This window comes from Mycoplasma sp. 6934 (assembly GCF_055523595.1).
This window is the reverse complement of record NZ_JBVFVE010000001.1, coordinates 833,806-849,788: the sequence shown is the minus strand read 5'-3', so window position 1 is coordinate 849,788 and position 15,983 is coordinate 833,806. Positions and strand designations below refer to the sequence as shown.

Sequence of the window (15,983 nt, the reverse complement as noted above, 5' to 3'; positions counted from 1 at the left end):
GATGGTAGCTAGGCAGCTTTAACCATCGCCAACCTGCACAAAGTGTAAGGTGGATAGCCAGAAGTTGGATCAACTTAACATACTGTAAATGTCTTTATACCTCACATAGAAAGAATGCGAGGTTTTTATTTATGAAAAATTTATTTACTAGTGAATCAGTGGGGCGTGGGCACCCTGATAAATTATGTGACCAAATCTCAGATGCAATTTTAGATGAGTATCTAAAATTAGACCCTGATTCAAAAGTTGCTATTGAAACACTAGCAAGTGGCAATATTATTTTTGTAGCTGGAGAGGTTCAATCAAAAGCTGATATTTATGTTGTTGAAATAATTATTAATATCTTAAAATCATTAAATTATTTTACCAGTCATACCAGTATTATTACTGATATACGCCGTCAAAGTCCAGATATTTCTCAAGGAGTTATTTTGGATAATAACGAAATAGGAGCAGGTGACCAGGGGATTATGTTTGGTTATGCCACTAATGAAACTAAGAGTTATATGCCTTTAGCTATTACATTAGCCCATGAATTGGTCAAAAAAGCTGAAACTTTAAGGGTTAGCCAGGATTTTAAATGAGCTAAAGCTGATATGAAATCACAAGTTACTTTGGATTACACTAATCCAAAGCAAACCTTAGTTGATACAGTTTTAATGAGTATTCAACATAGTGAAAAATATGTTGAAAGTGAATTTAAAAAGTATATTAAAGAAAAGATTATTAAATCAGTTTTAGCAAAGTATGATTTGGATATTCCAAAACATACTTTAATTAATCCTACTGGTAAATTTGTAGTTGGCGGACCAATTGGTGATACTGGGTTAACTGGTCGTAAGATTATTGTCGATACTTATGGCGGAGCATCTAGGCATGGTGGCGGAGCTTTTAGTGGTAAAGATGCTACTAAAGTTGATCGCTCTGGCGCATATGCTGCAAGGTGAGTAGCTAAAAACTTAGTTGCAGCAAATTTAGCTAGTAAACTTGAAATCCAAATCTCATATGCAATTGGAATCGCAAAACCAGTTTCAATTTTGATAGAAACTTTTGAAACGGAAACAGTTTCAAAAGACATTATTTACCAAATTGTGCACAAATTATTTGATTTAAGACCTAAAGCAATTATTGATACTTTAGAATTACAAAAACCAATTTATGCTAAAACAGCCTACTTTGGACATTTTGGGCGTGATGATTTAGATCTACCATGAGAAAGATTGAATAAAGTAACTGAGATTTTGGAATTAAAAGAAAAAATATTAAAAAGATAAAGATACTAATTCTTTATCTTTTTATCTATTTATTTGATAGTTTTATTTCTTTTTTAAATATTTTTTAATGTAAAAAAATTAAAATTATTTCTTTTGTGCCTATATAATACGTTTTTGAGTCAATTTAACATTTCATATATATATATATATATGCTATAATTAAACCGTGACAAATAATATTTAATTGAAAGGAATTTTATATAACACAAACATGAAAAACTCAATCCAGAACATGAAGGATAAATTGTCAAAATTAACTAAGAAACAATTAATCCTTATTGGTGGAGCAAGTGCATTAGGTATTTCTATTTTAACTACCATTATTGCAGTTAGCGCAACTCCAAGACGTTCACAAGTTGAAAATGTGGAAACAAAATATCGAAAGGACCATCAAGAAGTATTATCTAAAACAGAAGATAACATTACTTTAGAAGACAAATTTAAAGTAAATGTTGCACTAGTTAAATACGATGAACTCAGTGAGCAATTTAAAGATAAGTTGATTGCTGAGAAAAATCTTTTGGCAAGATTATTAGTTAAGATCACAGCTTTAGAAAATAATGCTAATAATCAAAATATTCCTCCTGTGAAAACAGATAATCCTGGCACAAATGAGGATAATGCCGAAAAGAACTTTAAACAAAAACATAATCTTATTCTTGGTAAGTCAGTTTTTGATATTACCACTAGTGATAAGCAAGATATCAACAATGCTTTAAGCGATTATAGTTTATTGGAAACCACTACTAAAGCTAAATTAAGTAACGAAAAACGAAATCTAGATGACAAAATAAAACGCGTTCAAGAACTTGAACAAGCTGAAAGTGATGAAAAAATACGTAATCAAGCAATTGATAATTTTAAATCAAAACATGCAACAATCTTGAACAAAGAATTAATTAATATCACTACAAGTGATAAAGATCTAATTAATGCCGCTTTAAGTGATTATGAACTTTTAGTTGATTCTGTTAAACCAAGATTAACAACTGAAAAACGTAATTTAGACGAAAAAGCAGCTAAGGTTGCAGAACTAGAAAAAAACCAAAATAACACTACTGGTGCCCAACCAGAAGATCCAAAGCAAAATAATGGTTCTAATGGTGGTACTGTAACTCAGCCTGAAGAAGTTAAAAAACTCAAAGTTATTATAAATACCAAAGCATTAATAACCACAGGTAATGGTGCAAATTCAGATATTCGTATGTATATTGATGGTTGAGATAAACAAGATATGATTAATTATCTTGGTTATTTAAAACATCATGCCACTACAGAAGAAGTTACAACTTTTGCAACTAAGATGGCTGATATATACAATAACTCAGGATTATTCAAATCTGGTGGTAGAAACCAAAAATGAAAAATAACGTTATTTAAATCAGAAACAGATGCAGTTGCCTCAAGAGAACACCCAGTAGTTGGTTCAGTTAGTCCAAATGACCGCAATCTTGATTTAACTAATTATAAAACTTCTCAAAATACAACTATTACGATCCGAACTAATGAATTTATTTCAAATGTTAACTGGAAATTTAATGCTGATGCTCGTTTGCGTAAGGCTTTTGAATATACCATTTACAAGTATGATTGGCCTGCTTACCAATACACTAACGGCCAATTAGCACCGAATTTTGCTGAAGTTGAAACAACAACAGTTAATGAATAAAATAAGCTACAAATCACCTAAAATACATTTTTAGGTGATTTTCTTAACTTTTTTATACAAAGTTGTATAATTTTTAAAGCATATTTTTTACACTTTATATATATATATATATATATATATATATATGCAATAGAAAGGATAAACATGAGTCAAGAGACTAAAAAGAAAAACAACAAGAAAAAAGCCATTATTATTGGTGGTGCCGCTTTTTTAACAACAGCAGCTGGTATCACCGGAGTTTTGGGCTATACAACAGTAACTAAACATAAAGAAAATGTTACTACATTTGACAACTTGAAAAAGTTAATTCAAAGTAAGTTAGAATTATTATCTGATGAAGATAAACTAATTTTAGGTGCTTCAGTTGATATCGAAAATATCAACTTTAGTGGAGTTTTAAGCAAGAAAACTATTCAAGAATTACAAAAGATCAATGCTAATTTAAATCAATATGCTTATGTGACAACCCAAGAAGTGCTTGAGGATGCTTCGGCAGCTTCTGGAATTGAAAGAGAATATTTCCCTGCATTAGGTAGCGAAGAAGAGTTTGCGAGAAATATAAAAAATCGTGATTTAATTAAAGCAAATAAAAATAACATTGCTAAGGCAAAAGATATTGAAGATAAAGATAAAGTTCGTGCATCTTTTAAAGATTTATTTGATTCTTCTAAAAATCCAACTGCAACTGAAGAATCATTTGTCAAAGCAAGTGCATTAATTAATGAAACTTTAGAAAAAGAAGCAAACCAAAGAACCACACTTGATGCTTTTAATTCAAGTGTGGTTGATAAACTATCTCCTGAAAACAAAGCTAAGTATTTAGATGAATTCAATAAAGCTAAAACTATCAAAGAAAAAGAATCATTAAAAGGTTCACTAGAAAAATATAATGAAGCTTTATTACTTGCAGATCAAATTGAAAATCCAATTCAACGTCATAAATTATTAGAAAAAATTAGAAATGCTAATTTAAATGAATTACCAACTATTTTTGCTCAAGTTCAAGAACAAGTTCAAATTGATTATGTTGACGTAAAAGAATCATTTATTAAACAACTTGATTTTTTAGATAATGAAATTAAGGACCAAGCGTTAAGAGATAAACTTGCACAGCTTAAGGCAAATACAAATGCTGATGATTTTATTAAAAAAGCACAAGACTTGAAAGATGAATATGAGAAATTATTAGAAGCTAATTCTGGAGAAGGTGCTTTAGCTAAATTCAAAAAAGATGAAATTGAGAAAATTATTAACAGTTCAACCTTTGATGAGCAAACTAAAGCAAAATTATTATCAGATCTCGAAAACGCGTCTTCAAATACTGATTTAAATAACTTACGTAAGGAAGTTATTAACCAAGTTAGATTACAAAGAGCTAAAGATAATACAAATGGAGTTTTAGACTTAATTAATGAACCATTAAAAACAAAACTAAAAGCAAAATTAAATGATTTAACTTCAGTTGAGGATGTTAAAAAACTTCAAGATGAAGCATATAAAATTTATGATGATTCTAAAAAAGAATTTGACAAAGCAGTAGCTAAATTAGCAAATAATTCTAAATTAAAAAATAGCATTTTAAAAGACGTTATTGATCAAGATAATGTTGATGCTTACAAACGTGCTTTAGATTCAATTAATGATGTTTTACGTCAAGAACGTGATGCAGTTTTAAAGTATGCTAAAGCCAATGATGCTTTATTAAAAAACCCTGAATTTAAAGCAAAGTGAATTGATAATTTTGATGCAACTTTACCACTTAATTCATCGGAATCAGAAGTATTAGCAAAACTTGAAGAACTAAAAAAAGATGCTCTCAATTTTATTATTGATTCTAAATTACAAAATCAATTAGCAAATGTTAAAGAAAATGCTGTAATTACAAAATTAAAAGATGAAATTCAAGCATTAAGCAAAAATACAACTTTACCATATGAAGAAAAACTAGCACAATCTCAAGCAAAACTTAAAGAATTACAAACTGAAGTTAATAAAGCAAAATTTGCTCAATTAACTGATGGTGCTCTTAAAATTCCTGAGTATAAAGAAAAAGCAAAATTATTAGCTGATTTAGAAGGCACTGATACTGAAAAATTCTTAGCAATTGCTGAATTTAATAACTTAAATAGAAATATTGAAGATAATGAAAATCTTGCCGCTAATTTAGCTAATATTACTCAGCTAAAAGAAGTATTAGATTCATATAATGCACAAAAAGATAAAAAATCTCCAACGGAAACCAGGGATATTCTTCTTGGTGCTTTAACTAAAATCAAATCTGATTCTTCAATTCCGGAAGACAAGAAAAAAGAAGCACTTGCTGCAATTGCTAAAGACCTTGGTTTTAAATTATCAAATGAGAAAAAACTGCCTTTAACTACTGAACCAGTGAATGGTGCAACAATTGCTAATTTATTAGATGAATTACAAAATAAAACACCACTTCGTAATCAAATTGCAAGTGTAATTCGCCAAGCTGGAGCTAATGCCCCTACAATTTTTGATAACCTTGAAGAAATTAATACTAAATTACTTGATCCAAATACAACTAAAGCAGAATTAGAGGGAATTTATGCTAGTTTAGCTCCAAAATTAAACGAAGCATTTGCTGAAAATACTGCTTTAAAAGGTGATTTATTAGAATTATTAGGAGGATCTAATGATTTAATAAGTGATTTAGGTGAACAATCTGGTGCCCAAAATTTTGATTTCATTAGTGATTATTTAAACCCTTCATTAGTTAATAATTTAACTAATACTAAAAATAATATTGCTAATGCTAAAGAAAAATTAGCACAAAACAAAGCAAAACTAGCAGAATTAGTTAATAACCTTCCAGATGGTCATGAATCTAAAAACCTTGATTTAGAATCATTAAATCCTGGCGAAGTTCAAGATAAATTAGCTCAGTTAGAACAAGAAGTAACTAATGCCAAAAATGATTTATTAAAGAAAATTTATGACTTAGATTATGACAATCCTAATAAAAAAGGTTTAGCATTATTAGCACAAGATATTAAGAGTCTTAGTGATGTTGCAGCAATTGAAGCAAATATTGAAAAATCATCACAATTACAAGAAGTTAAAAAAGAAACAGCACAAGAACTAGAAAAAATTAATGATCAAGTTTTAGTTAATGAATATCTTAAAAAACTTTCAACTGCTCAAGATAAAGAAGCTGTTGACCAATTATTAGCTGAAGTGAAAGAAAAATTAGCTCAAGAAACTAGCTACGTTGCCCAAACTAAGGCTACAATTCAAGAAAAATTAGCAAATATCCAAGACCCAGCAATTATTAAATTATATGAACAAGAATTAGCAAATCCTCATTCAATTGGTTCAATTGATAATTTATTGGCTAATGTTAATAATTATTTAGCATTACAAGAATCAAGAATTCAAGATTCACGTCGTGAGGGACTTGCCACTTTAGCTAAATTAAGAATTGATAACCCACTTCGCGAAGAATTGGAAAATGCGTTAAATAATGCTTCAACTTTTGTAGCTTTAGCTGATATAACCAAGCAAGGTCAAGATGTTTTAGATAATTTAAATAATGATTTATCTGATGCAATTGCAAAACTTGCCCCTGAGCAACAAGCACAATTTTTAGAAGAACAAAAATCTTTAGAAACTCAAGCAGAATTAGAAGACAAAATTGCTCAAGTTAATAATATTTTAGCAAGAGCTAAAGATAACTTAATTGAGTCAATTAATAGCATTTTAAATACACAAGAAGTAGATAATTTAAAACATACATTATTAGCTAAAGCTAATAATGCAAGTAGTATTAGTGAATTTAATGCAATTGAAGCTGAGTTAGTAGCTGCTTTAAATACTGCTAAAAATGATGCTATTGATTTTGCTCAAAAACTAGATGACAAATCAGCTTTAAGTGAATTAATTAATCAAGCAAGTGATTTTGCCGCAATTAAAGCTTTAGATCAAGCAAATAAGACTAAGTTAAATAATTTATATAAAACAGCACAAGATGCTTTTAAAATCATTGCTGGTTCACCATTACAAGCATCATATGAAAATAAATTAGCAACATTATCAAATATTTCTAGTGAAGCTGAATTAAACAACTTTATTAATCAAGCTCGCCAAGAATTATCCGATGTTAAAGCCAGTTTACAAGCGCGTATTGATGCTTTAGATGATCCTGTGCAAAAAGCAGCTTTACAAGCGCGTTTAGACAATGCAAGTTCTTTAACACAAGTCACAGCATTAACTCCAGCAATAACCTTACAAGAAGCAAAAGAAGTTCAAATTGCTAAAGTACGTGCAAATGCTACATACCAAGACCAAATTCAAGGTTTTATTGATAAAATCAATAATTCTAGTTCATTAGAAGATTTAGAAAGAACTACACAAGAAATAGCAACTAAAGAAACTTACAATAAAGAATTAGAAAAAGATAAAACACCTGTTAATGATTTACTTGCTAATATTAATGTTAATAATGAGTTAAAGGCTCAATTACAAGAACAATTAAATAACATCCGTGATAAAAATGACTTAGCGCCATTACAAGCTCGTATTAATGAATATATTGATCAAAAACGTGCTAGCACTCGAGCTGCAATTAATCGCCTTGAAGGTGATGAAACACTTAAAAAATCAATGCAACAAGCAATGGGAGAGCAAAAACAAGAAAGTAAACTTGATGAAATCATTGCTCAAGCTAATGCTGCATTTGATGGTGTAAAAGATAATGTAAATAACGAAATAGCTAAAATCAAAGACCCAGCTAAAAAAGCTGAGTTTGAAACTGCTTTAGCAAATCAAAACACTATTAAAGATTTAAACAACCTTAAAGAGCAAGTTAAATTAGAACAAGATAAAGAAGCTCTTAGTGCATTACTAGAAAATGTTTTAGATCAAGGAGCAAAAGAAAGCTTGGCTCAAGAAATTAGTGCTTTAACAAGCAGAGGCGAATCAGTTAAAGCACTCGAAACAAAGATTAATGAGCAAATTAAAAAGGATAAAGGTGAATTAGAAGCAGCGAGAATAGCAGCTCAACAAGTCTTAGATCGAATTAGTCCTGATAATGCAAAATATTCTGAGTATCAAGAGAAAATTAAATCAAACCAAAAACAAGAACTTGAAACATTAAAACAAGAACTTGAACAATATTTAGAGCAAAAAAACACTGAAGCTTTAGAAAAACTTAAAAAACTTGAGCAACCTTCAGGTGTTGTCGCTAATTCAAATCCTTTAAGTAGAACTTATAACCAAATTAAAGATAATTTAGAGCAAAACAAAGGATCACTTACTGAAGCTGAATATGCACAACTTGAACAAGAGATTCAAAATGCATTTACTCAAACACAAACTCAAATTAGAGAGCAACTTGCTAAAGCCTTTGTTGATGTAACTGCTCAAAAAGAAGTAAATGATCAAAAAACTTTTGATTCAAATACAGCAACAGAATTAATTGATAATTATTCACAAGCTTTACAAGTTATGAAGGCTGATTTAGTAAGTAAGTTAGATGGCTTTAAAAAAGATGGTGATTCTAAAAAACAAAATTACCAAGCCCAACTTGATGCACTAGTTTCAAGTACTAACCCAGTTGCTAATTGATCAAATAATTTAGTTGATCAATTACTTGAATTAAAACAGCGTCTTGAACAAGATTTAGAAGCTGATAAAAATGCTTTTGAAGCTGAAAAACAACGTTTATTAACTAAAAAAGACTCTTTAAGTCCACAAGAAATTACAGATTTAGAATCGCGTATTAATGCAGTTCAAAAATTTGAAGATTTTGCAGCTTTAGATACTGAAATTGATACTAAATTAGCAAAACATAAAGAAACCGCAAAACAAGAAGTAACTAAAGTTCTTGATGGTCACCCTGAAAAAGATGCCTTGCTTCAATTAATTGATAATAAAACATCTTATAATGAGATACAAAATGTTTTAAATCAAGCGAAAACTAAATACAGCGAAAAACGTCAAGCTTTACTTGATTCATTAAATGATCCATTACTTACTGAGGCTCAAAGAGCAACGTTAACTGAATCATTAAAAGAAGAAACTGCCACTTCATTTGCTAAGTTATTAGAAGTTGAAGGAAAGATTTTAGTTGAAAAACAAAAAACAGCGCTTCGAAATAAAATTGCAAATATTGAAGATCAAACCAAAAAAGCAGAATTTGCATCTGCTATTGATCAAGCTATTGATTTAAATACCTTAAATGAATTAGAAACAAGAATTGATGAACATAAAAACCAAGAAGCAAATGAATTAGCGGCTAAAAAACAAGAAGCAAATGATTTTGCAAATAATATGAACAATGTTCATGAATTTAAATCACGAATTGCATCCGCAACAACTAAGGCACAAGTGGATACAATCCTTTCTGAAATGAAACAAACATTAGCTGATAAACAAACTAAGGCTAATGCAGCATTAGCTAAACTTGCTGGTCATCCAGATTATAATAACTTTGCTGCTAAATTTAATGCTAATTTAACTGAGCAAGAGGCTGATGCTTTAATTGCTGAATATACCCAAGCATTTAATGATCATAAAGCGAAAGTTCTTGCACAATATAACACATTAACACCACAAGATAATTTTGATAATTCTGGTTTTGATACCAAAATGAATGCAGAAAATGCAACAATTGCTGAGTTAGACTTTGCTCTTAAATCAAAACAAGCTTCAAGTAATCAAAAGCGTTTACTTGAAGAAATTAATAAACTTCCTGAAAGTTTAAAAAATCAATATTCATCACAATTACAAAATACTTTTGGTCCAAATGATGATCCAAATGCTTTAGATACCAAAGTTGCTAATTTAGCGCGTTTAAAAGATGAAATTGTTGATGCGGTAACTAATTATGAAGCTCAAGCCACTGCTTTAAAACAAGAAATTGATGCATTGCTTGTTAGAGTTCAAGAAACAAATAAATCAAATGAATTTAATCAAACTAAAATAACTATTAACTATGATCAATTACCTGAATTAAATGCTTTAAATAATTTAAAACAAGATGCTCAAAACTACTTAGTTAACTTACAAGCTAATGCTCGCGCTTTATTAGAAAATTCAATTGATAAAGATGGAACTAACCAAGCTAAATATAATGAATTAGTAGTTAAAGTAAGTGATACATCTTCTGATACAGATTACAATGCTGTTATTAAAGAACTTGAAGAGCTTAAAAAAGTTTATAAAGAAAAATCAACTAATGCACTTAACAAAATTGCTAATGCTCCTGAATATCAAACTTTATTACAAAAAGCACAAAATTCAGAACTTGAAACAGTTCATAATGAAGTTCTAGCAGACGCAACAAAAATCTTAACTGATAAAAAAGCCTTAGTTGAAAAAGAATTCCAAGATTTAGAATTAACTGATAAAAATCAATTACAAAGTGAATTAACAGCTGCCGCTGAAGATTGAACTAAGTTAAATACTTTAGAAACTAAGATTCGCGAGCAAGCTAAAGATCAAGTTAATTTAGAAATTAATAAATTACCAGCAAATGAACGTAGTCAATTCGAGCAAGAATTAGCACTTGCTACTAGCGTTGCTCAAATTAATGAAATTAAAGCAAGAGTTAAAGAGCAAATTGTTGATAATGAGGTTAAAACGGCAAGAGCCCAAGCTTTAGTTGAAATTAATAAACTTTGAGATGCTGATAAAGATAAGTTAACTCAAGAGATTTATAACACTAGAGATATTACAGAAATTAAGAAGCAAGCTGATGAAGCTAAACGTCTTCTTACTGAAGAAAAGAAAAAAATTGATGATTTAATTGCTGCTTTACCAGCAGCAGCTAAAAGCGGTTTTGAAAACCAAAAGGATAATGATATTTATCCAGCAGGTGGAAATGCAATTAAAGCTTACACTGCTACTTTAGAAGCAACAAAAACTAGAGTAGATAACTTAAAAAATACTTTCTTACCTACTGTGAGTAATGTTAATGCTTTAAAGGATGAAGTAGAAAAAGAATTAACTTTTGATAATATTAAATCTGATACTAATTTACAATTACTTAAAGATAAATATACAGATTTAAACCAAGCAATTGAAACTTTCAAAACTACAGTTGAAAAATTACCCAATAATAACTCAGTAAGAACTAGTCTTAGCCCAAGTATCCAAGAAAAAACTTTAGACAAAAACTTCTTTGAAACTAAAACTCAAGAAGCTTTAGCAGAGCAAGCTGCTTTAGATGCTGAATTTGCTAAAGTTAGTGATCTTGCTAATTCATGACCTTATGCAGCTGAAGCTAAAACAACTGCTTTAAACGCAATTAATGATAAAAGTGCAGAAAGTGTTAATTCAACAACTAAAATTCGTCAAATTTACGACAATTTATTAGCTGCTAAAAACGCTCATGATCAAAAATTAGCACAACTTTCAAATAAATTAAATGATTTACCTGAAGGCCATGCTTTAATTGACCAAATTAATGCATTAATGACAAGCCATTCAGATGAATTAAATTCAACAGATAAAATTAATGATAAGATTCAAGAAATTGAAGCAGAATTACAACAACTTTATACAAAGAATAATGAATTAACTCAAGAGTTAGCTAAGGTTCATAAACTTAACCCTCGTTTCCAAGAAATTCAAAATCTTGCCTTCAAAGATCCTGCCAAAAATTCAGAAGCAAAAATTCAAGCTTTAATTGATGAAGTAAAACAAGAGCAAGAAAAACTAAAAAATAAAGCAACTGAATTAAAAAATTATGTTGAAGCAAACTTTGCTCAAAATTCTGAAACATATAATGAATTTAGTCCTTATTTCCCAGATACAGCTAATTTCAATGATTTAACTGAAACAGCAACAGAAGATAAAATTAATGAATTAATTCAAAGAGCACAAGACAAACGTAATTTATTAGATAATAAGATTAACGAGATTAAAGCTAAAGTTGATAATATTTTAGATGACACTCAAAAACAAACTTACTTAGATATTTTAAATAACAACAAACATGAAAAAACTCAAAGTATCCTAAAATTAGAAGAATTAGAACGCGAAATTGATCAAATTCTTGATCAATTTAATGTCAGAAAACAAGAAGTTTTAGACAAGTTTGCTAATGTTCCAAACAATAATGATGCTTTAAATGCTCTTAAAGCAAAATTACAAGATATTAATCAAACTAGAACTTTAGACCATATTCAAGCTATTGAAACTGAACTTGAAACCTTTATTAGAGATTGAACTGCTAAAAAAGATCAACTTCGTTTAGATTTAACTTCAAAATTAGGTTTAGAAAATGATACCCGTAAAGGTTTAGAGCCTAAACTTAATGATTTAAATGAAGAAAGTCTTAATAGTATTGAAAAATTAGATGCATTAATTGCAGTTATTACTAAAGAACGTAGTGATTTAGATGCTTTAGCTCAAGAAATGGCAGCTATTTTACCTAAGATCCCTAATGGAGGATATACCTTCCCGTTCCCTAGTGATTCAGCAGTCTATGCACGTAGCAAGGAAGATACCCAATGAAACTTAGCTAATATTGGTGATGATACGAAAGGTTTAACTGGTATTGTTAAATTCTATAAAGAGCATCGTGCTACATTGGAAGCCAAAGTGACTGAATTAGATGCTGCTTTAAAAGATGCGTCATTAGCTCAATATACTAACGATACATTGTTAAATGAAAATAAAGCTTTAGTAGCTGACTTTAATTCAGCAAGGGTAACAAGAGAAGATTTAAATACCGTTGACAAAATTCAAGCTCGAATTGATGTAGTTAATGCTTATAAAGCAAGAATAGACGCTGCTGCAAGAAAACATACTGAATTTGGCAATAAATTATATAATACTAATGAAGTATTTGTAGCTAACCCAATTGCTAATTTAAATGTAGCTAATACAGCTGATGAATTAGAAACAAGAGCCAATAATTTAGAAACTGAATATAATAAATTATTAGCTATCTATAATGAAATTAATAATATTGCTAATACAGAGATGCATAATGATAATGAAGTAGCTACTACTTGAAAAACTGCTTATGTTAATAATGTAGCTAGTGGCAATGAAGTAAATAAAGAAGCTTTATCAAATGAAACTAAGCTTTTAGCAGAAAAACAAAAGTTAAATGATGAAATTGCTAGTGTTAATCAAAAACGTACTGAATTACATACTTATATTGAATCACACTATCCAATTATTGCAAATTTAACTAATGATTCATTAGTTGATGAAGAAGTTAAAAAGATGGTAGAGGCCCACGCAACTCATAAAACTGAGTATGATAAACTTGTTAGAGACACTAATGCTAACGTTAAATATTGATCAAGCGTGCAGTTAAGTAATGAAAAAACTGAAGCAGAACGGAAAATTACTGAATATGATAAAGTAATGAAACCAAAAGAATTTGGTAAACAAGCCAGTGAATTTACTAATACAGGTGTGATCGAAACAGAGAATTTACCAACTTTAACGCGTCGTAGATACTATGCAACTTTAGGAACTGACCGGTTCTTCTCACAACTTTTACCTGCTCCACCAGTAGGTGGTTGATATGAATGAACTCAAACACCAGATAAACAAGAATCATGGAAGTTTAAAGAAGATTCCACAAGTACCAATAATCAAAATGATGATAATGCCAAATTTAATACTTTAGCTTCGCCAGTCAAAGAAGGACTTTGATACTACCGTATCAAAGATTCAAACGGGAACATCGTTGATGATAATCTCTCAATTGTTGGAAAACAATTGAACCCGTCTACCAAAAATGCGCCGAGAAATAATGCTGCAAATACGAATGATACCATTGTGTATACTAAAGTTGATATAACCACAGAAAATGACCTGAGCACAACGTACCAAAGACATAATTTCCCGAAATTGTTCGACAGAGATGAGCTAGAAGGATCAAGATGAGACAACTGAAGCTCATTTGAAGAAACGATAGAAGAACAAAACAAAAAGTACAATTTCATAACATTCAAAGCTGAAGACGACCAACCCAAAACATGGGGGAAAATTGAAATGCGAGTTAGAACGCATAACTATAACAGGAGGGTGGCCGAAGACGCAGCCAGTATACCGCAAGAATATAACATATACTACAGCGACGACGGGCGAAACTGGAAGGCAGTAGATGACTACTCTAACAGGCACCCATGAGATTGGTTCCAAATAAACAAAAGTCAACGAAGCGACCACGTGGTTGCAAACTTTAAGACAAATCAACAACTGCAAATACGTAGTAATAGTGGGGCGTCGAGGGACCACACAAACGGGCCAATCTTCATGCTCCCAATTGCTTTTAGACCTGTCAAAGCAAAATATATCAAATTAACTTGAAAAGGATCACAATATAAATCCGATGGCAAACCACGCCTAACTGGTTTTTCAGATATTAAGCTCTACTCAGTAGATGAAAACCATGCAAAAGTCAAAGAATGGATGGAATGAAGTTCGATTGATACTCATAAAGATAATATCTTAACTAAAGATTATAACTTTACAGTCAAATATAATGATCAAGAAATTTACAAAACCCAAATTGTTGGTGAGCCTCTTTCAGCTGCTCACAAAGATTATTTACTTAATTCTTTATTAGTAACTAATAAAGCAACCAACCAAGAAAGTAGCAATACTCATCCATTAAATGAATATAATTCATTTAATGAAAACCAAGTTAATACTGGTAGTGCATCAGCCCAAACAACTTATACTAATTTAAATACTCATAATTCAATTGCCCAGTTCTATAAAACATATAAAGTTAGTGGCAATGATTTAGCACAAACTGATGCTAAAGAAATCTTGAAGAAAATTAAATTAGAATTTAATAAATTAAATATTCAAAATAATAATAGTGGAACTCAACAACAAAACTCAACAACTGCAAATAACTTTAATGAGCCTTATGTATACTATGATATTCATACTTTAGCATTGAAAAAAGCTCAAGCTGGTGGCAATATCACCCACGCTTCATTTGTGATTAATATATATGATCCAGCTACTAAACAAGTGGTTTCAAAACACTTCCTTAATTTAGTATCTGATGATGCATATACTCGCGCTGATCAAACAACTCATACAACTTTTAATGATAAAACTACCGACACTGCTGCGACTAAACATGTTAAAGCAAATGATGTTATTAGCGATAGTAAATATTCAAATGCTAACACTAATAACCAAAACGCAGAACTAGGGGCTTATAACTTGTTTGCCAATAGTATTTATGATAAAAACGGTGCTTTAAGAAGATTTAATTATGAAATTACTTCATTACAAACAAGTTTAACTGAACCTAAATTTGCTATTTTAAAAGAAAGATTTACAAGGTTTAAAACTTGGTGGGATCAAGTGCCACAAGATACTAAAGCTAAATTCTTTGAAATTAGTAAATCAAGTGATTCAACTCCAAAATTAACAGCAACTCATATGAATTTAAATACTACGATTAGTAATAAAGGTCAATATACTGATGTTAACTTAAATACCTTAATTAATGAATTCTTTGTAATTAAAAATCAATATATTACAGAAAAATTAATGGAAGTTAATAGCCAAGAAGCATTGAACAATAAGATCACAGATGCAAAACAAAAATTCAAAGAATATGTAACCCAAGTTGCTAATTTTGAAACAACACTAAAAACTAAGATTAATTCATTAGATAATAATGCAGCTGATGGTACAGATAAAAAAGCTAAATACTACCAAGAAGTTATTAAATTTGCTAAAGAAAAATATGGTTTTGATTTAAATCTTAATCCAGTTTCTGGACTAGTAAATAATAACTTTATGTATAATAGTATTTACCAAGAAATAATGAACTCTAATATTAAATCAGTTGAGTTATTAGATGAATTTATAAAATTATTAACTAAAGAAAAATTTGATAAATTAATTGAGCATATTGCACAAACTGCAAAAGGCACAATTGATGGAACTATTGTTAATAATTCTACACCACCAAAATCTAATACCCAAGCTTCAGGAAACACAACTAGCCAACCAACTACTAATGGTGCACAAACTAGCGGAACAAGTGGAGCTTCCTCTACAGCCCCTTAATAAATACA

Annotated in this window: 3 protein-coding genes; all 3 read left to right on the top strand. The window is 29.9% G+C overall.

Annotated features, from left to right (window positions below):
* The first annotated feature begins 131 nt into the window (after window positions 1-131).
* The 3 genes from metK to AC0B4S_RS03590 all read left to right on the top strand — a co-directional run bounded on the left by metK (window position 132) and on the right by AC0B4S_RS03590 (window position 15,975).
* Window positions 132-1,274 carry a methionine adenosyltransferase gene (gene metK / locus AC0B4S_RS03600; protein ID WP_465101730.1) on the top strand — a complete coding sequence of 381 codons (1,143 nt, stop codon included), beginning with the start codon at window positions 132-134 and terminating at the stop codon, window positions 1,272-1,274.
* A 211-nt stretch (window positions 1,275-1,485) separates the two neighbouring features.
* Window positions 1,486-2,943, top strand: a complete 1,458-nt coding sequence (locus AC0B4S_RS03595) for a hypothetical protein (RefSeq protein WP_465101729.1) — start codon at window positions 1,486-1,488, stop codon at window positions 2,941-2,943.
* A gap of 144 nt (window positions 2,944-3,087) precedes the next feature.
* Window positions 3,088-15,975 (top strand): hypothetical protein, encoded by a 12,888-nt coding sequence (locus AC0B4S_RS03590; protein ID WP_465101728.1) that lies wholly within the window; start codon window positions 3,088-3,090, stop codon window positions 15,973-15,975.
* Window positions 15,976-15,983: the final 8 nt, after the last annotated feature.